Raw genomic sequence first — 20,166 nt, 5'->3', positions numbered from 1 at the left:
CCCATGCAAGCTGCCACCTTCAATCCGCCGCGCGCGGAGCGGGCAAACTCGCCCATTGCGGCGCCGAACGCCGGCGCCTTGTCAATCAGCTGCCGGAATATCAATGTCCGTTTCTTCACCGACCGGCGCAGCGTCACTGCGATCGAAGGCCTGAGTCTGGACGTTGCGTCGGGTGAATTCCTGACGCTTCTGGGACCCTCCGGTTGTGGCAAGTCGACGTTCCTGCGCGTCGTCGCCGATCTGGTCAAGCCAAGCCGGGGCGAGATCAGCGTGCTCGGCTCGCCACCCAATGTCGCGCGGGAACGACGCGATATCGGTTTCGTGTTTCAGGACGCGGCGCTCCTGCCCTGGCGCACGGCACTGCAGAACGTGCAGCTGCCGCTGCAAGTGGCGAACGGAAAGAATCGCGCTGGCCGCGCCACACCCCGCGAACTGCTGGAACTGGTCGGACTCAAGGGGCGCGAGGACGCTTATCCCCATGAGATGTCGGGCGGCATGCGCCAGCGGGTCGCCATCGCCCGCGCACTGGTCAGCGATCCGAAGGTGCTGTTGATGGATGAGCCATTCGGCGCGCTCGACGAAATCACGCGTGACCGCCTCAATGAAGAACTGCGCCGCGTCTGGAAAGAGATGGGACTCACGACGCTGTTCGTCACGCACAGCATCTACGAAGCGGCGTTTCTCGGTCAGCGCGTATTGATGCTGGCTGCCAACCCCGGCCGGGTGAAGGAGATCGTGCCCGTCAACCTGCCTGAAAACCGCACGCTCGATATCCGCGAGACCCGTGAATTCGTCGAACTCGCCGCGTATCTGCGACGTGTACTGGAGACCTGCTGATGGCTACGTCTGAAATCCACCTGAATATGTCTTCGCCCACCGTCGACGACGAAGCACTGGCCTGGGCCGCACGCCGACGCCAGCAAATGTGGCGCGCGCGCATGTTGCCGGCAATCGGTGTTGCTGGTCTTCTGTTCACCTGGTGGGCTGTGGTTGCGGGCTTTCATGTCAAGCCGTTCATTGCACCGTCGCCGATGCTCGTGCTGGAGACCTTTGTCAGCAAGCGCGATGTGCTGATTCAGAACCTGCTGCCGACAGCCATCGAGGCATCGCTCGGCTTTCTGCTGGGGAACCTCGCGGCGATCCTGCTGGCAACCGTCTTTGTCCACAACAAGACATTGCGCGACATCTTTTACCCGGTCGCCGTGATGATCAATTCGATTCCCGTCGTCGCCAAGGCACCCATTCTCGTGCTGATCATGGGCAACGGCCTCGAACCGAAAATCACGATCGCTGCCATCGTCTGCTTCTTTCCGACGCTGGTGAACATGGTGCGCGGACTCAATGCCGTCAATCCGCAGGCCATGGAGTTGATGCAGATTCTCTCGGCCAGCAAGCGCGAGATTTTCTTCAAGCTTCGGGTTTTCTCCTCACTGCCGTATCTCTTCTCCGCGCTGCGCATCGCTGCGTCGATGTCTGTGATCGGCGCAGTGGTCGGTGAATGGATCGGAGCGACACAGGGCATCGGCGCGATGATTATCCAGGCGACCTATAACTTCGATTCCGCGCTGCTGTACACGGCAATCATCATGAGCGCCATCTTGGCAGGCGCATTTTTTCTGGTCATCGCGGCACTCGAGCGCTGCCTCATCAAATGGCAACCCGAAAGCACGCATTGAGCTGAGCGACAAGCAATTCTGAAAGGAGACGAAATGAACATGATCAGCGAATTGATCCAGGAACCCGCTCGCGACGTGCGCGTGGCCGCGAAGGCGAATGTCGTCGTAGTCGGGGGTGGTCCCGCAGGCCTGTCGGCGGCGATCGGTGCGGCGCGAAATGGCGCGGAAGTCATTCTTCTCGAGCGTTACAACCATCTTGGCGGGCTCGCATCGGGTGGCATGGTGCTGGTACTCGACGACATGTGGGACAACCACCTTCGTGAGATCTCGGTGCGCGGCACCTGCATGACATTCATCGAACGGATGGCGGCGCGCAAGCTTGCCGTGTTTCCGCAGTCGCATGAATGGGGTGAAGATCCCGCTGCTTATCGCCAGTGGGGACGTTGGGGCACATTCGATTTTCACAGCCAGAAGACGCCGCATCCCGTGTGCTTCGCGGCGGCTTTCGATCCCGATGCGATGAAGCGCGTCGCGCTCGAAATGGTGGAAGAGCTCGGTATCAAGCTTCGGTTGCACTCGTGGTTTTCCCAAACCCTCGTCGAAGACGGTCAGGTGAAGGGCGTGATCTGCGATACGAAAAGCGGACGGGAAGCGATTCTCGCCGACGTCGTGATCGACGCGACGGGCGACCTGGATGTTGCCGCCTCGGCGGGTGTGCCGCATGTCGGCGGCACGTACATCACGACGACGGTGTTTCGTCTCGGTGGTGTCGACACGGATGCGGCAGAACGTTTCGAGGCCGAAGAGCCAGAGGCGTTCGCGTTGCTCGACCGTCAGATCAAACGCATTCTCGGTGGCTCGTGGGGCTACTGGTGGCTCAAGACGCCCTTGCCGGGCGTTGTGTGGTGCAACTGCCCGCACATGGCGGGACTCGATGGCCTCAACCCCGAGGATCTGACGCGCGCCGAGATGCAGGGCCGCAAGCATATCCATGCCGTGGTCGATTTTGTGCGCGAAAAGCTGCCGGGTTTCGAAAACTGCTTTGTGATCGATGTCGCGCCGCAAACGGGCGTGCGTCAGACTCGCCTGCTAGAAGGCGAGTATGTGATGAGCAAGGAGGATCTCGCGCAGCGCACGCGCTTCGAAGACAGCATCGCTCGCGGACGCGACTATTACATGCCATACCGCGTGTTGCTGCCGAAGCAGATCGACAATCTGCTCGTCGCTGGCCGTCACTATTCGGCGACGTCGCAGGCGCAAAAGATGTCGCGTGAAATTCCCCCCTGCATGGCGATGGGCGAAGCCGCTGGCGTTGCGGCAGCGCTTGCGCTCAGCGCGGGTGTGTCCGTCCGCAATGTCGACGTGGGCGCTTTGCAGAAGACGCTGCGCGCTCAAGGGGCGGACCCGGGCGATCAGACTGGCCGCAACGCGGACATTCCGCCGCTTGCCGTTCACATCGACGCGAGGGCCGCAGCATGACTGGCAATAACAACGCATTCACGCAGGATTTGCCGCTTCACGGCGTTCGTATCATCGACTTGACGCAGGTCATGATGGGCCCTGTCTGCACGCAGATGCTGGCCGATTATGGTGCGGACGTGATCAAGGTCGAGCGTATCGGCGCGGGTGATCTGAGCCGCTCGACATTCGAGCCCGTCGCGGGCGCCGACAATCCGATCTTCTGTAGCCTCAACCGCAACAAGCGCAGCCTCGAACTCGATTTGCGCGATGCCGGGCAGATGGCGGCATTGAAGCAGCTGATCGCCGACGCGGATGTAGTCGTCAGCAACTTTCGCGCAGGTGTGATGGATCGGATGGGCATCGGTTACGAGGCATGCCGGAGCCTTAACCCCCGCATCATTTATGCCGTGGGGACAGGCTTCGGGGAAACGGGACCGTACGCGCACAAGGGTGGGCAGGACGTGCTCGCGCAGGCGATGAGCGGCGTCATGGCGCGCCGCGCGGATGAGTCGCTGCCGATCTCGGTGTACCCGACCGCGCTTGCCGACTATTCCGCGGGCATGCACATGGTGCAGGGCATCCTGCTCGCACTGCTGCATCGCGAGCGGACGGGGGAAGGGCAGAAGGTCAACGTGTCGCTGTACAACTCGATGCTCGCGATCCAGATGCAGGAAGCGGCGATGATCATGATGGCCGACTCTGAAGTGAACTGGGCAGCCATGCCGCTTTCGGGTGTGTTCGATACCCAGGGCGGTGCGCTCGTTCTTGTCGGCGCATTCAAGCCGAACCCGCTTCGCGATATTTGCGCGGCGCTGCAGATCGACGACCTGTCCGTCGATCCACGCTTTTGCAATCTGAACGAGCAGTTCCGCCATAAGGATGAGTTGCAAAGGATCTTCCGCGAGCGCTTCGCAAGCAACACGCGAGACTTCTGGCTCGCGCGACTGGAAGAGCAGGATCTGCTTTGCGCCCCCGTGCGCGACCTGCGAGAAGCATTGGTCGACCCGCAGACACTGCACAACCGTCTGATCATCGAAGGAGAAGGTGAAGGCCAGCCGGTGCGCTTCATCGGCAGTCCAATCGAGCTGTCGCGGGCGCCTGTCGGATTGCGGCGCGCTCCCCCAAGGCTCGGGCAGCATACCAACGAGATTCTCAACCAGCTGCGCGGGACGGTCGCGCCGGAGGTCGCATGAGCGTAAGACTGGTAATCGAGCAACATGTGGCCACTGTGACGCTGGCTCGCCCGGAGGCGCTCAATGCCGTGGACCTGGAAACCGAGAGCGAACTGCAGCGCGTCTGGAACGAACTGGAGCATAACCGGGATATACGCGTCGTCGTGCTGACGGGCGAGGGTGACCGTGCGTTCTGTGTCGGGGCCGATCTCAAGAACCCGTCGATGAGCGGGCTCGAATATTGGGCCGCGCCGCGCCCGGGTGGATTTGGCGGCATCGCCCTGCGCGAGACGCTGAACGTGCCTGTGATTGCCCGCGTGAACGGCTATGCGCTCGGCGGCGGATTTGAAATGGTCCTAGGATGCGATCTCGTCGTTGCCTGCGAAGAGGCCAGCTTCGGCTTGCCCGAGGCGCTTGTCGGACGCATGCCTCTCGACGGAGGCATGACGCTCCTGCAACGTCAGATCCCGTACCGGCAGGCCATGGCGATGCTGTTGACGGGGCGCCGGGTCTCCGCACGCGAAGCGCTCGACATGGGGCTGGTCAACGAAGTCGTGCCGCGTGTGGAACTGGATGCGGCCGTCGAGCGCTGGGTCGAGGCGTTGCTCGCGTGTGCGCCGCTTTCGCTTCAGGCGATCAAGCAGGTGGTGCGGCGGACGTCGACGCTTTCAGCGGCGGAGGCTCAGGCCCTGCGGCTACCCGCACTCGTCTCGGCGTTGCAATCCGAGGATGCTCACGAAGGCGTGCGCGCCTTCCAGGAGAAACGCAAACCCCGCTGGAGCGGACGCTAATGGCTTACGTCATCACGTCCCCATGCATCGACGTCAAGGACGGCGCCTGTGTGCAATGCTGTCCCGTCGACTGCATCTACGAAGGCGAGCGCACGCTGTACATTCATCCCGATGAATGCATCAGTTGCGGCGTGTGTGTGTCGGTGTGCCCGACGGAGGCCATCTTCCACGAAGACGAGGTTCCGCAGGTCGAGGTCCGATTCACCGGCGTCAACCGGGAGTTCTTCGATACTGGAGTCAGTGCGCTGGGTTCACCTGGTGGCGCATGCGATGTAGGCAAGATATCGTGCGACCATCCCGTGGTCGCCGGGTGGCCGGCGCGCGCAGTGAATTGAGGCAACACGATGCATGCGAATGTCCTGAAGTATTTCGTTGAAGTGGCGCGTTGCGGATCGATCCGGAAAGCCGCACAGAATCTGTATGTCGCTTCTAGTGCGGTCAACCGGCAGATTCTCAAGCTCGAATCGGAGATGGGAGCGGAACTGTTCGACCGGCTGCCGAATGGCATTCGCCTGAACGCTGCGGGTGAGCGCGTGCTCCAGCATATCCGTTCGACACTGAACGACTTTCATCTGATGCGCAGTGAACTCGATGCATTGAAGGGGGAGCGCAAAGGGCATGTGTCGGTGGCGGCGATGGACTCGCTCTTCGTCGACTTTCTGCCCGCCACGGTGGAAGAGTTCTCCGAGTCTTACCCGGCAGTGACGTATTCGATTGCCGCCGTGCCGCCTCACGATGTTCCCGCGCGTCTGGTGAGCGGTGAATATGATCTCGGCATTTCTTACGTCACGAAGCTGCCGGCGGGCCTCGATGTCGTGACGGAAGTGTCCCTGCCGCCTGGGGTCGTGATGGCTTCGTCGCACCCGTTGGCGAAGAAAGAACGTATCAGCTTCGAAGAATGCCGCAACCATGCGTTTCTCAGACTCGAAGGACGTTCGCCGATTCAGGGTGTCGTGGCGAATGATTTTCACGAGTATTGGGAATCCCTGAAGCCTAGCGTGACGTGCAATTCGACAACGCTTCTCAAACGCCTGATCGCATCGGGTCGAGGTATTTCGTTTTTCTCCAAGCTGGCGTTTCTCGACGAGCTGGCGCGTGGCGAAGTGGTATGGCGGCCGCTTGACGATGTGAATGTCAACGCGCTCACCGTCGGCGTCATTGCGCCGAATCAACGCGCACTGGCCCACGTGACGCTTCAGTTCGTCGACCGGATGGTAAGACGCCTGAAGCACGTCGAATTGTCGTTGCGCGGAATCTGATCAATCAACATGGCGGAGCATCTATGCGAGATTTGAAGAACAAGGTGGTGTTGATCACAGGTGCAAGTTCCGGCATCGGGGCCGCACTCGCCCGCGCATTCGGTGAATGCGGGTCAAGGGTCGCTGTTCACTATCGGAGTGGTGCGTCAGCAGCACAATCTGTCGTGTCGCAGATCAAGGAGGCCGGCGGTGATGCAATTGCCGTGCAGGCCGACATTACCGAGTCCAGCCAGGTGGATGAGATGGTGGCGAAGGTACACTCGCATTTCGGACGCATCGACGTTCTGGTGAACAACGCGGGTGGATTTGTGCGGCGCGCGCCAATTGTCGAAGCAGACGACGACTATATCGACGATGTCTTTCGTCTCAATGCGCGGTCCGTGGTCGCGGTGAGCCGCCGCGTCATTCCACTCATGGCGGGATCGGGCGGTGGAAACATCATCAACGTGACAACGCAAGCAGCCCGGACAGGCGGGGGGCCGGGTGCGGGGCTCTATGCAGCGTGCAAGGGTTTCGTGTCAACCATTACCCGGACGATGGCGAAAGAGTTGGTCGGCGAGAGAATCCGTGTCAATGCAGTGGCACCGGGTGTGATTGAGACGCCCTTCCATGACGGACACTCCAGTCCGGAGATTCTCAAGCGCTTTTCTGCGGCTATTCCAATGGGGCGCTTAGGCACCGCTGAAGAATGTACGGGTGCGTTTCTGTTTCTGGCCAGTGATGAAGCGAGTAGCTATGTCACGGGGCAAATCATCGAAGTCAACGGCGGTCAAGTCATGCCTTGAGCTGACATTCGCCGACGTTGGGTGGTGGAGGTGTAGTAAAGCGCGTGTAGTCGTCGCTACGCCACTCCAGGTCGGCGAATAGCGGCAAGAATTAACAAACCGCAAGAAGACGGATGTAAGCGAGTGGCCGTTAGACTTTGCGAACGACTATTTCCGTCGCCGAGATCGCAGTGAGGGCGAGGGGGGCCTTATGCATCACGTTTTAAGTGCCCGTTAGCTTGAGCTGCGAACGTCGAAATCAACAAAGAATGTTCGCTTCCAGCAACGCGTCAGTAGTGAACGTCATCTGACGCTGCATCGACGGTCCTGAGTGGCGATGAGGGTTGACTTGAGTCGATCGCGGCCCGGAACATTGGTATTCGACCGGGTTCGTTCAGGGCTATTCGATGCCTGCAATCGGTCGCTGTTAATGCCTGGTAATGTGCTCATTTGCGAGCTCGTCCTCGCCTCATTGTGTAACATAAGAGCGAAAAGGATCTCTGCATCTCAAGGTTCCTGGGGGCTGAAAATTGTGGCGTAGCGTCGTGAGTCAGCCTCGCCACACTTGCTTTGTTGCTTCAACTGCCGATATATGCCTACCGATTTTCCTACCAGCCTACAGTTCGATGGCATCGCGGAGTTCGTGGCGGTTGCGCGACTTGGTACGTTCACTTCTGCAGCCGACGAGCTTGGTCTGACCAAGTCCGCAGTCGGTCGCGCAGTTTCGCGTCTGGAGGCACGACTTGGCGCGAGACTACTTCACCGCACGACGCGTCGTCTCACGCTGACGTCCTATGGCGAAGCGTGGCTAGAACATTGCGCGGCCGCGCTGGATGAACTGCAACGAGGCGAGACTATCCTGAAGCTCGCTCAGAACAGACCGGCAGGCCCGGTTCGTATCGATCTTCCGACCGCGTTCGGTCGGCTATACGTGATGCCTGTCCTGCTCGACGTGGCAGCCAGATGTCCCGCCTTGCAACTCAACGTCAGCTTCAATGACCGGCTGGTCGACCTGATCGACGAGGGCATTGATCTCGCCGTGCGGATTGGCGAACCAGGCGACTCTACCGACCTGGTCGCTCGAAGGCTGGGCGTGCAACAATTGGTCATCTGCGGATCTCCGGCGTATGTTGCTGCACACGGCGCGCCCCAGCATGCAGCCGACCTTGCCCATCACGATTGTATTGCCGGCTCGAATTCCCCGCATCGTGTGGCGTGGTTGCTCAAGCAGCAGGACGGCTCAATCGCCCCGCACGTGGTACCGATCAAACACAGGGTGTGCGACTTCGAAATGGTGCTGGCTGCGGTCAAGTCAGGACATGGGCTCGCTCAATTGCCGCTGTGGATGGTCCAGGCTGACCTCAGCAGCGGCAATCTTGTCACAGTGCTCGACGGCATGTCGGGCGGTGAGGTGCCGATCAACCTGTTGTGGCCGCGAACACTTGCGTTGCCGGCGAAAATTCGCGTTATCGTCGACGCCCTGCTCGACAGCTGCGTCAGTTTCCTGTAGCAGCGCGCATGCAATGAATCGCATACCTCGTGTGAGCGAAGTTAAAGAAGCACGCTGCTCTCCAGTAGCCCGATGGCAGCGAAGCGTCTGTCTGCGCGCTGTGTTCAGCAGATTGCATGAACAAGCTTCAGAGCGGGGAGCTACGACGCTGTCCTACTTGTAGACTCCGTAGTCCGTATAGCCCTTGGCTCCCGCTGTATAAAACGTATCCTCGTCCCATTGATTGAGCGGCCAACCGTTGCGCAGGCGCTCGACCAGGTCTGGATTCGCGATGAAGGGCTTCCCGATCCCGATCAGATCGGCCTCTCCCGAATCGATAGCTGCCTCTCCATTTTCTCGGAGATAACCACCGGCGAGGATCAAAGGTCCTCGGAAGGCGCTGCGAAACACCCGGAGAAAATTTTCAGGAATGGAGACATCGTCAGCCCATCGTGTTTGGTCACTGAAATGCACATAAGCGATGCCGCGCTTCGAAAGCTCAGACGCCAGCGTCAAGTACGTATCGGCCTCGTCATCGAAAGCCGGCATTTCGTTGTAGCGGCCGAAGGGCGACAGGCGGATGCCAATGCGCTCGCCACCGATGGCATCGACAACCGCATCGACGGTCTCAAGCGTGAAGCGAAGACGATTTGCGATCGATCCGCCGTATCTGTCGTCGCGCGTGTTGAGCGTTCCGTTGATGAACTGATCATGAAGATAGCCGTTGGCACCGTGGATCTCGACGCCGTCGAATCCACCTTCGATAGCATTGCGCGCGGCCTGAGCAAACTCGCCGACGATCTGAGGCACCTCATCAGTACGCAATGCGCGTGGCTTGCCTTGCAACAGAAAGGCCGGTTGACCATTCTCATCGAACGCCATTGAAATTGCTTTCGTCGAGCCGGTGTCGGTAGAGCTAACTGTGCTCTGGCGATTCGGCTGATGCGAAACATGGCTCGCGCGGCCACCATGCCGGATCTGCCCGAAGATCACTCCGCCATGATCATGAACCTCTCCGGTTATAGAACGCCAGGCCCGGATCTGGGTTGGCGTGTAAAGGCCGGGCTCGAACGCCCAGGTACGAGCCCATTCGCTGATGGAGATGCTGCCCGTCACGATGAGGCCGGCACCCGCACGCTGCGAAAAATAGCGCGCAGTGTCGGCCTCCGGCGCCCAGTCCGGATTGCGCGCGCGAGAGCGCTCCATCGGCGCCATGACAACACGGTTCTTGAGCCGGATAGGCCCGAGATCATACGGATCGAACAAAGAAGACATAGTACTTGCCCATTTGAGGTAATTAAAAACGGGCTCATTCTAGTGTCGCTCTATGCAGTGAATAACCGCCTGCGCCTCGACTCAGAGTTGCGTCAGACGCGACAATGCCGTTGATGTTTGCGTCTACCCGGCATGATGGTCGAGTGATTGCTCCCGAAGCGGCAAGTGCCACACCTACGCCAATCGCAGATCCCACAACACATCAAGTACGTGTTGCGTAGAACGCTCAACGTACCCTGCACGATGTGCAATGCCGAGCCGGCGCCACAACGCCGGGCGCAGCGGACGCATGACGATGCGCTTGTCGGGTAATGGCGTAGTGGCCTCATGGGGCAACAGCGCGGCGCCGTAACCTGCCGCTACCAGACTCTTGATCGCGTCGTTGTAGTTGAGTTGAATGCGCGGCGCAGGATGGTGTCCCGCGGTCGCGAACCACTCCGCAGTCAGACGCGAGAGACGCGTGGTCGCGTCATTGAGAATAAGAGGGTGGCTGGCGAGCCATTCAGGTGTGACGCGGGCCGGACACCGCCAATGCGCCGGCACAAACGCCATCACGGGGTCGCGGCGCCAAGGCTTTATAACGAGTCCAGCCACCGGGGGCTGAGGCAGCGCGACCAGCCCAATATCCAGCGTTCCATCCGCCAGTCGGGACAGCGTTTCATGTGAAGTGAGTACTGCAATCTGGATGTCGATAGCGGGATGGTGCTGGCGCAGCACCTCAAGCGCTTGCGGCAACAGGTGCGCGATCACGCCAGTCGACGCACCGAGCCGCGCGCGCCCTTCGAGCCCCTGCACCTGGCGTTGAATATCGTCTAACGCCTGCTCCGCATCGGCCAGCAGTCGACGCGCGCGCTCCACCAGCACCTCTCCTATCGCCGACGGCCGTACATGCCCGCGCTTTCGTGACAGGAGTGGAGCACCAATGCGGTCTTCGAGTTCAGCGATGTGGAGGCTGACCGTTGGCGGCGCCAGATTCAATGCGCGCGCCGCGTCGGCAAATGAGCCATGGTCGGTAATGGCGACCAGAGTGCGCAAGCGGTCCAGGCTGATTTCTCGCATGTCGGCGTCTAGATTCAGAAAAACTGAATGTTCACGTTATGAAATTCAACTTTCTATATTCTAGCGGTCCGTGGAACATGGGGGCTCGTTCTTCCCGTTAGCGGAGTATTCAACGTATGAGCTCTCCCGTTGTTTTCATCGACGGCGACCAAGGCACCACCGGGTTGCAAATCCACGAACGGCTGCGCAACCGGACCGACCTTGAACTGTTCACACTTGCCGCTGCGGAACGCAAAGATCCGCAGCGTCGCGCAGAGGCCATCAACGCCTGTGACATCGCCATCCTCTGTTTGCCTGATGCCGCCGCGCGCGAGGCAGTGGAAGCCATTGTTAATCCTGCCGTCAGGGTAATCGACGCGAGTTCCGCCCACCGCACACAGCCGGACTGGACATACGGTTTTCCGGAAATGACGATGGGACAGGCTGAACGCATTGCGAACGCACGTCGGGTCACCAATCCCGGTTGCTATCCGACCGGCGCAATTGGTTTGCTGCGTCCCCTGATGCAGGCTGGGCTGATACCAGGCAACTATCCTGTCAGCATTCATGCGGTGTCCGGTTACTCCGGACGCGGTCGTGCCGGCGTGGAGGAGCATGAGGGGCAGGGTGCCGTCAATGCGCCTTTATTCCAGGTATATGGTCTGGAACTCGCGCACAAGCACACCCCGGAAATCCAGCGGCACGCCGGGCTCGCACAACGTCCCATCTTTGTCCCCGCGTATGGTGCGTTCCGCCAGGGCATCGTGCTGACGGTGCCCCTGGATTTACGGCTGCTGGCACCCGACGTGGATGGCGCCACGATACACGCATGTCTTGCACGCCACTATGCCGAGGCGGCTCACGTACGTGTCTTGCCGCTGCACGAATCGTGCTCCTTGAAGCACCTCGATCCGCAAGTGCTGAACGGCACGAACGACATGCACTTGAGCGTATTTCCTAACATCGAACACGGGCACGTCCTGCTGTCCGCGGTTTTCGATAATCTTGGCAAAGGCGCATCCGGCGCTGCGGTTCAGAACCTGAACCTGATGCTCACGCAGCAATAGTGGCCGATGGCTGAGCTAACGTTCAGCCGCGCCCATAAACCAACGATTGTTGCCGACCTGGTCGCGGCAAAGCGTAACCAGTCGACGTCACCGCGAGGTGCGCAGTTCAAAGCCAGGTGCCGCCCTGGCGTTCAGTCGGTTCTTGCGCAAGGGCGTCGAAATCGTGAATCCAGTCAAGATGATGCAGCAGGCTGTCGCGTGCGCGAAGGCGAGCGTTGCGCGCCTGCGCCTCGGGTCCGTCCGGCAGATGCAGCACGTCAGCCGTCGATATCGAGGCGTATTGCACCTTGCGCGTGCGGCCCCGCCGCAACCGCTCGTAGGCCTCCTGCGCCTCGCGCCAGCGAGCCGGTCCCGCCTTGTCCAACTGCGCGGCCAGCACCACGGCGTCTTCGATCGACTGATTGGCGCCCTGGCCATGGTGCGGCACGAGCGCATGCGCGGCATCGCCGATGAGCGTCACGCGGCCCTTGCTCCAGCGCCCCAGCGGGGGACGATGGAACAGACCCCAACGCTGGCTGATCGGCACCGCTGTGATCATCTGCACCACCGCCGGATGCCAGTCCTTGAATAAGCGCAGTTGCTCACCCTCGCTCGCCGGTGTGACCCAGTCGCGCGATGGCCACGGCGAGGGATGGCGCTCGACGAGCAGAAAGTTCTGGTCGCCTTTGTCGCCAATCGGATAGTGAAGCAGATGGCCTTGTGGTCCGACCCAGAACTGAATGGCCTCGGGATCGGGCAGCAGATCCATGCGTTCGGCCGGCACTACGCCACGAAAGCCTGAGCAGCCCGAATACAGGGCGTCGTCGTAGCCGAGCATCCAGCGCCGCGTGATCGAGCGCGCCCCGTCCGCGCCGATCACCAGATCGGCGTCGATCTGCCGACCGTTGGCGAAACTCAGACTCACGCGATCCGGATGCTGCACGAGATCGGTCAGTCGATGGCTGAGATGGATACGTTCGAGGCCGACCGCTTGCGACAGGACGGCCTGCAGATCCGCGCGATGTACGCCCCAATACGAACCGCCGAACTGCTGGCGATAGCTTGGTTCGCCACGATGCTGTCCAATCACTTCGCCGCTGCGCCCGTCCCGATAGACCAGCGCGGGTATTTCAGCGCACACCGCGTCAAACGCTGCACGCAGTCCCATGCGTTCATAAAACCGCGTCGCATTCGCCGACAGCGCGACGGCCGCTCCAACTTCGCGAAGCTCGTCGGTTTGCTCGTAAAGCTGCGCGTCGACGCCATGTTCTCGCAGTGCGAGCGCGAGCGTGAGGCCGCCAATGCCAGCACCGACGATTGCGATCTTCAGATCCAACTGTTCCATGGGGTGTCTCCAATATTCAGACTATGTGATTGAGTCGGTACGGCATGGGTACTGTGAGGAAAACCGATGCGTACGCCTTGTCTGAATTCTCGACATTGGTCGCCCATTGCACAATAAAATGGGAGAAATCTACGTCATCACTAAAATCAATGATGCGGAGGGACCGAGTCATGGAACTAGGTGAAGTTGATCTCAATCTGCTGCTGCTTTTCCAACGGTTGATGCAGGAGCGGCGCGTAGCAACCGTGGCTGAGCAGATGAACATGAGTCAGCCTGGCGTCAGCAACGCGCTTGCCAAACTGCGTCGACGGCTCGGTGATCCGCTGTTCGTGCGCGCGCCGGGCGGCGTGGTGCCCACGCCATTCGCGATCCGTCTGGCAGAGCCGGTTTCTCAGGCGCTCGCCACGCTGCATGCCGCGCTCAATCCCGAGACTGGGTTCGACCCGCTGCGTGTCACGCGCACGATAACGATTGGCATGACCGATATCGGTGAGGTCGTCTTTCTGCCCGCGCTTGTCGAGCGATTGTCGCGCGAGGCGCCGGGCGTCGCGCTCAATACCGTTCGCGATACGAGCGTCAATCTGAGCAACGAGATGGCCGAGGGTAGGGTCGATCTCGCCATCGGACTGCTGCCACAGCTCAAGGGCGGCTTTTATCAGCGCCGCCTGTTCAATCAGCGGTATGTCTGCGTGTTCAGGCGCGGCCACGCGCTGGAAGACGCGCCGCTCACGCTCGCTGCCTGGCGTGAAGCCGAACATCTGGTGGTGGTGTCCGCCGGCACCGGACACGGGCAGGTTGACGATTGGCTGAAACGACGAGGCGTGCAGCGCCAGGTGCGATTGACGGTGCCTCACTTCATGAGCGTCGGCTTTATTCTGCAACGCACCGATCTGATTGCCACGGTGCCGGAGCGACTGGCCTTGCAACTGGCAGCGCCGTTCTCACTGAGCTTGCGTGCATTGCCCTCGAAATTGCCCGCCGCGCCTATCCATTTGCTCTGGCACGCCCGAGTCCAGCAGGACGAAGGTAATCGCTGGTTGCGCAACGTGGTGATCGACCTGTTCGCGGACTCGGCGATGCCAACGCGCAGAACGAAGTCTGTGTAAGAACGATCGTAGTCCGCGACGACAATCCAGACTACGGAGTGGCCATTCGCAACGTATGCCGGCGTTTCGTCGAGCTGTGTCGCGGACTGAAGCTACTATCCAGTGACGTGGTGGCCATCGACGGCAGCAAGTTCAAGGCTGTGAACAGAACCGTTCAGGGTTCTCTTTCATGTTAGTCTCCAATGACCAAACGGAGGCTTGCATGCACCGACTGATCGCATATCGCGGCTTCGAGATTTATGTGGAATTGACTCCGGCTGCTGAAGATACGTTTGATGTGACTTTTCAGATAAAAGGCGGTACCAACCTCGAAGTGCTCGGCGCGCGGGGAGGTCGCGTACCGCTGCGCAACGGCCCCTTCACTGAACGATGGGCCTACCTGGTTGGCGAAATCGCCGGACAAGCCGCAATCGACGTGCTGCTTGGCCCAGTTGACTGATTCCATCTCTGTTTCGCCGACTCGGTACGCTCAATGATCGGACCGGGTACGACCATGGCCGGTCGGTCACCAGGGTACCGGAAAGTGGTCGCTGGCCGCTGAGCCAATTAATTGTTAGGAGTCGAGATGGCGTGAGCGTCTTCACGCCGGAGAGCGATATGCCGAAAGCGATTTCACGCGGCACGATCGACGGCACGGCACCGCTGTCGTTTCCGTCCGGTCGGCCCAACGTTCCTGCGTACGCATGCACGAGAACCGCGCCGTGAATAAGCAGATTGCTGGACAGTCTCGCTGTCCGATGGGAGGCTGGCGAGTCGCTGGCCTCTACTTTTGCACCCGCACGATTTGGTTTGCTTTGCGGCGCAATTAAGCGCATTGTGAAGTGGTCCAGATGTACCTCTGGCCGCCCCTTTTTCGGCATCCGGACAGACACAATTCAATGACGGTCAGCGCCACTCACGGAGCGCGTCATCATGACCATTCCCACCATCGAATACAGAGGGTACGAGCTACGTGCGTACTCTCATCAGGAATTCCCGCTTCATCGCGACCCGTATGCCAAAGGTCCGCGTCAGTTCTCGTCCGTCGTGCGAATCGACACCATTCAGCCCAGCGAGGCCAAGGCTCGGCGCTATGTGACGTTGTTCGCTACAGCAAGTCCAACCACCGCGGGCGATGCCATCGACCTCGCGATGCAATACGGGAAGGACATCGTCGACGGCAAGGTTCAGGCGAGCGGGCTCTGACACATCCGATCGCGTATCGCGGCTTCGCGATTCCTGTCGAATTGACTCCATCAGCGGACAACAAGGTTGACGTCACTTTTCCATGGTCACGCTGAGTCGCGTCGGGTCTGCGCTTCAGTATCCTGCTGCGCGAAAGTCGGGTGCAAAAAACCATGGATCAGCGAATAAAGACGTCTCATGAAATTTCTATGGTTACCTAAAATATAACCATGGTTCCGACCTCAAAGGAGGTGCCATGAGTCAGTCAATGATCAGTTTTGTAGTGGGGCTCGCGGTGGTGATGTTCGTCGCGATATTTTTAGCGGGACGGTATAGACGGGAACACAAGAACGGGCCGGTTTCCCGTTGGCTAGATACACATCCGATGCGGGACTGGATGCGCCATAGGCACTGAATGACACAACATCCAGCGCTTGAAAGCGATGGGGCTCGCGAGTGTCTCTACCGCGTATTCCATCGCTTGGTGTCAATCGGGAACGGCTTGAAAAGGATGACATGACCTACGCAATGTTGGGCATCGCTGCCATAGTGGCACTGATGTTCGGCGTGGCGCTGTGGCGGTACAGGCGCAGCGTTATACGGAAGCGCGAGATCCGTTGGCTGGGCGGATCGGCGGATTGCAAAGACGGTCTTTTGAAGGAGTGGGTGAGATGACTCTGGATTACGCAGGCAGGTCGCACGATGAAGCCATGGCCTTGAGGCACAAGCAGAAGCAAAAGGCGCAGGAACAGGCTGGAGGGGAAATGGCGATAGATGGGACGGAGGCCGACGCGGAGCATAGTTGCGGTGAACTCTCCGAACGAGGAAAGCAGGTCTGGCGAAGTGGAAGCGGGATCAACGGTGGTGGAAAGGAGTAGTCGAAACTCGACGCAATGGGTACTACGGGTCCCGTGGCGGCCGCGAGCGGCAACGCTGCAGCAACGAAGGTTACGTGCGATGCCAGCGGAGCATGCCGTGGCTGTCAAGCGGATCTTTTTTCGATCCGCTTGAACGCAATCAGCAAACGCGTCACGCGCCGCGCACCGTTTGGAAGCGATGCCTGAACTGCTTCCAACGCCGCAATACGGGCACGCCAATAGGCGAGTCCAAACGGGCCGTCAGCGGCGAGTTGCGGGATTATGCGTTCGAGGTGAGCGAGATCGTCTTCAAACTGATGATGTGACACATCGATCCTGGTGGGGTTAGATCGGAACGGCCATGGCGAAACGCGGGCGCTCTTTCTGCAGATGCCGGGCAATCTGACGAGGCCGTCCCGGTTTGTTGCGAGCCGGTGGCTACAAGCCGAGCTTCGCGCACAATCTGTCGATCATGTGATGCTCGTTCAGCCAGCGAATTCTGTCCCTTCGTGCCAGGCTTTGCCGATACCTGTAAAGCGAGACGGCAACCATCATCGTCATTCCGGTCAGAATGCCCCACATTGAATAGGTCATATTTTCCCTTTGGGTTTGCCGTGTCCGTCACGATTGGGTGAACTGATTGGGAGAACTGCCAGCGGAAAGTTGGGCTCTATATTTTTCCCATGAGAACCATCACGGATAGAGCCATCACGACTACATCGGGTGGCCAGCCGTTAGTTCACCGTCAAGCTCGAGCTTATCGAGTATCCAGCGGCGTGTCTGTACGCTGCCGTACCGCTTCGGCACCGGCTCTCGCGTAGCGTCGGACGCATTCGTAAATTAAGGAGACGGGTATGCAACGACGAACATTTCTCTGGGGCGTGCCAGGATCGATGATCGCGGTCGGCCTGTCGCTATCCGGCTGCACGACGACGCCTGCCGGATCTGACACGATGGGCGACCAGAAGAACAAACGCCGTACCATCGACGCAGGCGTCGACTCTACGCTCACCCGACTCTATAACGTGGTTCCCGGCGCCCGCGAACTCGTCGGCAAGTCGAACGGCCTGCTCGTGTTTCCGACGGTTATCAATGCCGGTATCGGATTGGGCGGACAGTATGGCGAAGGCGCACTGCGCGTCGGTGGAAAATCGGTGGGGTACTACAGCACCGCGAGTGCTTCGGTCGGCCTGCAAGCCGGCGCGCAATCGAAGGCGATCGTCTTTCTGTTCATGACCGCGGACGCACTCGATCGGTTTCGCAGCAGCGAAGGCTGGTCAGCGGGGGCTGATGCATCGGTGGCGGTATTGAAGGTCGGCGCGAACGGCGATGTCGACACGGGCACGGCAACCGGGCAGATCAACGCATTCGTACTGACGAATGGCGGCTTGATGGCCGGCGCGACGGTGGACGGTACGAAGGTGACACGACTCAAGACGTTGTAACGGGCAATGTCGTCGCAGCGGATATTCATCCTTCGTTCGGCAATGGCGAAGGCATTCATTGATGCCGTCCCACACGTAGCAGGAGTATCGAATCATGTTGCGAAGTATCGAGAGTCTGAAGGGATGTAGGGTGACCGCGAGCGATGGCGAAATTGGCAGTGTCGAAGAGGTCTATTTCGATCACGATGCATGGGGTATCCGCTACCTGGTTGTCAAAACGGGAAGCTGGATCGACGGGCGGCGCGTGCTGATTTCGCCTTACTCGGTCATCCGCATGGATCCGGGGGCGTTGAGCGTCCACGTCGATCTCACGCGGCAGCAGGTGAGCGACAGTCCTACTGTCGACACTGACAAACCCGTCTCGCGTCAAGACGAAGCCGAGTATCTCCGCTATTACGGTTACCCCGTGTATTGGGGCGGCGTAGACGTGTGGGGCGCGGGTAGCTATCCGGCGTTCAGCCGTGCGGTGCTATCGGCTGTGTCACCGGAGACACGTGCGCAACTCGCGTTGTTCGGCGACAAGCCGCCAGGCGACAGCCATCTGCATAGCACGGACGCGGTGGATGGTTACCACGTCGCGGCGGTCGATGGCGATATCGGGTACGTGTCCGGATTCGTTTTCGACGACGAGGCCTGGACTATACGTTATCTCACCGTCGATACGCAAAGCTGGTGGGCGTCGAGGGAAGTGTTGCTGGCAACGGAGTGGATCTTCCTGATCGACTGGCTCGAGTCCACTGTTTCGACTGAGCTGACACGCGACGCCATCAAGGATAGCCCGGACTACGACAACAGGATTCCGCTAGAGCGCGATTTCGAAACCCAGTTGTACGCGTTCTACGGCAAGGCGGGGTACTGGTCGGAGGAAAGGGCGGCATTGCGACTCAAACAAACTGGCGCAGCCGCCTCTGCGGCGCCATAAAACACGCCCTGTTGCGCGAGTTCAACCGCGGTCATTTCCGACTACTCGATGTAGTTTCCGGCAATAAGAGACGTTGTCCATCGTGGGCCGTCTCCCGCGCAGCGGATACGCGGGGGCTCGCGGTGATAATCAAGATCTAAGGAGCGTTTTGCGGGCTGACACGGAGTAACGTCTATACGGCTTTCAGATCGGGTAAAAGGCGGTCGAATTCGCGTCTCACCACGCTGTAGCACTCACATACGCGTGCTTCCAGTCCGGGGCGATCCAGAACTTCAATATGTCCGTGGCTGTAGCGGATCAGCCCCGCATCCTGCAGTTTCAACGCCGCCTCAGTGACGCCGGAACGCCGCACCCCCAGCATGTTGGCGATCAGTTCCTGGGTCATTTTCAGTTCGTTGGACGGCAGGCGATCGATGCTGAGCAGGAGCCACCGACAGAGTTGCTGATCGATCGAATGATGACGGTTGCACACGGCTGTCTGTGCCATCTGGGTGATGAGCGCCTGGGTGTAACGCAGCAGCAGCCGCTGAACCGGGCCGGCACGGCGGAACTCTTCTTTCAGAATCCGCGCATCAAGCCGGTACGCCTCGCCGGCGCTTTGCACGATCGCCCGGCTCGGCGTTGTCTCGCCACCCATGAACAGTGCAATACCGATGAGCCCCTCATTGCCGACGATCGCAATTTCCGCAGACGCGCCGTCTTCCATTACGTAGAGCAATGAGACGATCGAAGTCGTCGGGAAATAGAGGTGATCGAGGCGATCACCGGATTCGTATACGACCTGCCCCAAGGGCATATCGACGCGCACCAGATGAGATGACAGCCGTGCCCACTCCGTTTCTTGCAAAACGGCGAGCAGATGATTTTTCCTTGCAGGATCCACGTTTGCCATGTACCACTCCTCGACCTCCTGCGGAAACCCCCCCGCGACGGTGTCGCAGCCGCGCTCCCCGCAACCTGGGCGGCGCGGGCACGCTCGTTCAGATTATAAGTCCCGGTGACCAGCTTTTCATGCGTTGCACTTCGACGCAGATGCATGCCCGTACGGCACCGTACCGACGTCCGGCTCAGGCGCGCGCACCGTGTTCACGGGTGTCTTGCGTCCCGATCGCCGAAGAGTTGGCATTCGTCCAGCAGACGACACTTGAGAGCCAGGCATCGGTAAATCCTGAGCGGGGAACGACATATGCGCATCAAGGTGGTCGGCTCAATGGTCGTTGTCCTGGCGTTGCTTTCTTCGAACGCATTTGCGGGAGTTGATCAACGCTGTGTATCCGTTCAGAGCAGCATCTGTAATTCAACGTTGGCGCGATGCCAATGCACTCCCATGGGGCGAGGGAGCGGGACGGATAACGTCGCCGACCAGCAGAGAAGGTGTACCCAGGAGTGTCAAGTGGCGTATCAAAGCTGTCTGGC

General features: G+C 59.9%; 20 protein-coding genes. 16 read left to right on the top strand and 4 right to left on the bottom strand.

Features of this window, described 5'->3' with window-relative positions; genetic code table 11:
• The first annotated feature begins 3 nt into the window (after window positions 1-3).
• From BLT65_RS18140 to BLT65_RS18100, 9 genes are all read left to right on the top strand, one after another.
• Window positions 4-837 (top strand): ABC transporter ATP-binding protein, encoded by an 834-nt coding sequence (locus tag BLT65_RS18140; RefSeq protein WP_091779623.1) that lies wholly within the window; start codon window positions 4-6, stop codon window positions 835-837.
• Entirely contained in the window at window positions 837-1,676 is an 840-nt protein-coding gene (locus BLT65_RS18135) for an ABC transporter permease (RefSeq protein ID WP_091779620.1), read from the top strand. The genes BLT65_RS18140 and BLT65_RS18135 overlap by 1 nt, the downstream gene beginning before the upstream one ends.
• A 33-nt stretch (window positions 1,677-1,709) precedes the next feature.
• The gene (locus BLT65_RS18130; RefSeq protein ID WP_091779618.1) at window positions 1,710-3,095 is read left to right on the top strand and encodes an FAD-dependent oxidoreductase; all 1,386 of its coding nucleotides are present in this window, start codon (window positions 1,710-1,712) and stop codon (window positions 3,093-3,095) included.
• Window positions 3,092-4,270: a CaiB/BaiF CoA transferase family protein gene (locus BLT65_RS18125; RefSeq protein WP_091779616.1), complete on the top strand. Its 1,179-nt coding sequence runs from the start codon at window positions 3,092-3,094 to the stop codon at window positions 4,268-4,270. The genes BLT65_RS18130 and BLT65_RS18125 overlap by 4 nt, the downstream gene beginning before the upstream one ends.
• Window positions 4,267-5,040, top strand: a complete 774-nt coding sequence (locus BLT65_RS18120) for an enoyl-CoA hydratase-related protein (RefSeq protein WP_091779614.1) — start codon at window positions 4,267-4,269, stop codon at window positions 5,038-5,040. The genes BLT65_RS18125 and BLT65_RS18120 overlap by 4 nt, the downstream gene beginning before the upstream one ends.
• A complete protein-coding gene (fdxA, locus tag BLT65_RS18115) occupies window positions 5,040-5,375 on the top strand; it encodes a ferredoxin (protein WP_042305272.1) in 336 nt (111 codons plus the stop codon). Before BLT65_RS18120 ends, fdxA begins: the two co-directional genes overlap by 1 nt.
• Window positions 5,376-5,384: 9 nt before the next feature.
• Complete coding sequence (locus BLT65_RS18110) at window positions 5,385-6,299, top strand: LysR family transcriptional regulator (protein WP_091779612.1); 915 nt, start codon at window positions 5,385-5,387, stop codon at window positions 6,297-6,299.
• Between the two features lie 23 nt (window positions 6,300-6,322).
• On the top strand, window positions 6,323-7,084 hold the full coding sequence (locus BLT65_RS18105; RefSeq protein ID WP_091779609.1) for an SDR family NAD(P)-dependent oxidoreductase: 762 nt from the start codon (window positions 6,323-6,325) through the stop codon (window positions 7,082-7,084).
• A 571-nt stretch (window positions 7,085-7,655) separates the two neighbouring features.
• Window positions 7,656-8,573 carry a LysR family transcriptional regulator gene (locus BLT65_RS18100; RefSeq protein ID WP_143036525.1) on the top strand — a complete coding sequence of 306 codons (918 nt, stop codon included), beginning with the start codon at window positions 7,656-7,658 and terminating at the stop codon, window positions 8,571-8,573.
• A 153-nt stretch (window positions 8,574-8,726) separates the two neighbouring features.
• Here the strand turns inward: BLT65_RS18100 and BLT65_RS18095 are convergent, their stop codons facing one another.
• On the bottom strand, window positions 8,727-9,827 hold the full coding sequence (locus BLT65_RS18095) for an alkene reductase (protein WP_007736918.1): 1,101 nt from the start codon (window positions 9,825-9,827) through the stop codon (window positions 8,727-8,729).
• 174 nt (window positions 9,828-10,001) lie between these two features.
• Complete coding sequence (locus tag BLT65_RS18090) at window positions 10,002-10,886, bottom strand: LysR family transcriptional regulator (protein WP_091779607.1); 885 nt, start codon at window positions 10,884-10,886, stop codon at window positions 10,002-10,004.
• Between the two features lie 116 nt (window positions 10,887-11,002).
• Here BLT65_RS18090 and argC point away from each other — a divergent pair, with 116 nt between their 5' ends.
• A complete protein-coding gene (argC, locus tag BLT65_RS18085; RefSeq protein WP_091779605.1) occupies window positions 11,003-11,932 on the top strand; it encodes an N-acetyl-gamma-glutamyl-phosphate reductase in 930 nt (309 codons plus the stop codon).
• Between the two features lie 106 nt (window positions 11,933-12,038).
• Here the strand turns inward: argC and BLT65_RS18080 are convergent, their stop codons facing one another.
• On the bottom strand, window positions 12,039-13,256 hold the full coding sequence (locus BLT65_RS18080; protein WP_091779603.1) for an FAD-dependent monooxygenase: 1,218 nt from the start codon (window positions 13,254-13,256) through the stop codon (window positions 12,039-12,041).
• Between the two features lie 170 nt (window positions 13,257-13,426).
• Here BLT65_RS18080 and BLT65_RS18075 point away from each other — a divergent pair, with 170 nt between their 5' ends.
• From BLT65_RS18075 to BLT65_RS18045, 6 genes are all read left to right on the top strand, one after another.
• The gene (locus tag BLT65_RS18075; protein ID WP_091779601.1) at window positions 13,427-14,362 is read left to right on the top strand and encodes a LysR family transcriptional regulator; all 936 of its coding nucleotides are present in this window, start codon (window positions 13,427-13,429) and stop codon (window positions 14,360-14,362) included.
• Window positions 14,363-14,564: 202 nt separating this feature from the next.
• Window positions 14,565-14,801, top strand: a complete 237-nt coding sequence (locus tag BLT65_RS18070; RefSeq protein ID WP_091779599.1) for a hypothetical protein — start codon at window positions 14,565-14,567, stop codon at window positions 14,799-14,801.
• Window positions 14,802-15,274: 473 nt separating this feature from the next.
• A complete protein-coding gene (locus BLT65_RS18065; RefSeq protein WP_007584497.1) occupies window positions 15,275-15,547 on the top strand; it encodes a hypothetical protein in 273 nt (90 codons plus the stop codon).
• Between the two features lie 650 nt (window positions 15,548-16,197).
• Complete coding sequence (locus BLT65_RS18060; RefSeq protein ID WP_042305261.1) at window positions 16,198-16,404, top strand: hypothetical protein; 207 nt, start codon at window positions 16,198-16,200, stop codon at window positions 16,402-16,404.
• Between the two features lie 833 nt (window positions 16,405-17,237).
• Entirely contained in the window at window positions 17,238-17,828 is a 591-nt protein-coding gene (locus tag BLT65_RS18050) for a BPSL1445 family SYLF domain-containing lipoprotein (RefSeq protein WP_042305259.1), read from the top strand.
• Between the two features lie 94 nt (window positions 17,829-17,922).
• Window positions 17,923-18,750, top strand: coding sequence for a PRC-barrel domain-containing protein (locus BLT65_RS18045; RefSeq protein WP_091779595.1), 828 nt, complete (start codon window positions 17,923-17,925; stop codon window positions 18,748-18,750).
• Window positions 18,751-18,922: 172 nt separating this feature from the next.
• Here BLT65_RS18045 and BLT65_RS18040 read toward each other — a convergent pair whose 3' ends face one another.
• Window positions 18,923-19,642 (bottom strand): Crp/Fnr family transcriptional regulator, encoded by a 720-nt coding sequence (locus BLT65_RS18040; protein ID WP_042305257.1) that lies wholly within the window; start codon window positions 19,640-19,642, stop codon window positions 18,923-18,925.
• Between the last annotated feature and the right edge of the window lie 524 nt (window positions 19,643-20,166).

The organism is Paraburkholderia steynii, assembly GCF_900100565.1.
Lineage (GTDB): Bacteria > Pseudomonadota > Gammaproteobacteria > Burkholderiales > Burkholderiaceae > Paraburkholderia > Paraburkholderia terrae.
Note: the sequence above shows the minus strand (reverse complement) of the source record. Positions and strands in the feature narration are given on the sequence as shown.

Excerpts from the sequence above, each read along its gene's own strand:
- BLT65_RS18140 (WP_091779623.1), top strand. The coding sequence starts at position 4 with ATGCAAGCTGCCACCTTCAATCCGCCGCGCGCGGAGCGGGCAAACTCG.
- BLT65_RS18135 (WP_091779620.1), top strand. The coding sequence starts at position 837 with ATGGCTACGTCTGAAATCCACCTGAATATGTCTTCGCCCACCGTCGAC.
- BLT65_RS18130 (WP_091779618.1), top strand. The coding sequence starts at position 1,710 with ATGAACATGATCAGCGAATTGATCCAGGAACCCGCTCGCGACGTGCGC.
- BLT65_RS18125 (WP_091779616.1), top strand. The coding sequence starts at position 3,092 with ATGACTGGCAATAACAACGCATTCACGCAGGATTTGCCGCTTCACGGC.
- BLT65_RS18120 (WP_091779614.1), top strand. The coding sequence starts at position 4,267 with ATGAGCGTAAGACTGGTAATCGAGCAACATGTGGCCACTGTGACGCTG.
- fdxA (WP_042305272.1), top strand. The coding sequence starts at position 5,040 with ATGGCTTACGTCATCACGTCCCCATGCATCGACGTCAAGGACGGCGCC.
- BLT65_RS18110 (WP_091779612.1), top strand. The coding sequence starts at position 5,385 with ATGCATGCGAATGTCCTGAAGTATTTCGTTGAAGTGGCGCGTTGCGGA.
- BLT65_RS18105 (WP_091779609.1), top strand. The coding sequence starts at position 6,323 with ATGCGAGATTTGAAGAACAAGGTGGTGTTGATCACAGGTGCAAGTTCC.
- BLT65_RS18100 (WP_143036525.1), top strand. The coding sequence starts at position 7,656 with ATGCCTACCGATTTTCCTACCAGCCTACAGTTCGATGGCATCGCGGAG.
- BLT65_RS18095 (WP_007736918.1), bottom strand. The coding sequence starts at position 9,827 with ATGTCTTCTTTGTTCGATCCGTATGATCTCGGGCCTATCCGGCTCAAG.
- BLT65_RS18090 (WP_091779607.1), bottom strand. The coding sequence starts at position 10,886 with ATGCGAGAAATCAGCCTGGACCGCTTGCGCACTCTGGTCGCCATTACC.
- argC (WP_091779605.1), top strand. The coding sequence starts at position 11,003 with ATGAGCTCTCCCGTTGTTTTCATCGACGGCGACCAAGGCACCACCGGG.
- BLT65_RS18080 (WP_091779603.1), bottom strand. The coding sequence starts at position 13,256 with ATGGAACAGTTGGATCTGAAGATCGCAATCGTCGGTGCTGGCATTGGC.
- BLT65_RS18075 (WP_091779601.1), top strand. The coding sequence starts at position 13,427 with ATGGAACTAGGTGAAGTTGATCTCAATCTGCTGCTGCTTTTCCAACGG.
- BLT65_RS18070 (WP_091779599.1), top strand. The coding sequence starts at position 14,565 with ATGCACCGACTGATCGCATATCGCGGCTTCGAGATTTATGTGGAATTG.
- BLT65_RS18065 (WP_007584497.1), top strand. The coding sequence starts at position 15,275 with ATGACCATTCCCACCATCGAATACAGAGGGTACGAGCTACGTGCGTAC.
- BLT65_RS18060 (WP_042305261.1), top strand. The coding sequence starts at position 16,198 with ATGACTCTGGATTACGCAGGCAGGTCGCACGATGAAGCCATGGCCTTG.
- BLT65_RS18050 (WP_042305259.1), top strand. The coding sequence starts at position 17,238 with ATGCAACGACGAACATTTCTCTGGGGCGTGCCAGGATCGATGATCGCG.
- BLT65_RS18045 (WP_091779595.1), top strand. The coding sequence starts at position 17,923 with ATGTTGCGAAGTATCGAGAGTCTGAAGGGATGTAGGGTGACCGCGAGC.
- BLT65_RS18040 (WP_042305257.1), bottom strand. The coding sequence starts at position 19,642 with ATGGCAAACGTGGATCCTGCAAGGAAAAATCATCTGCTCGCCGTTTTG.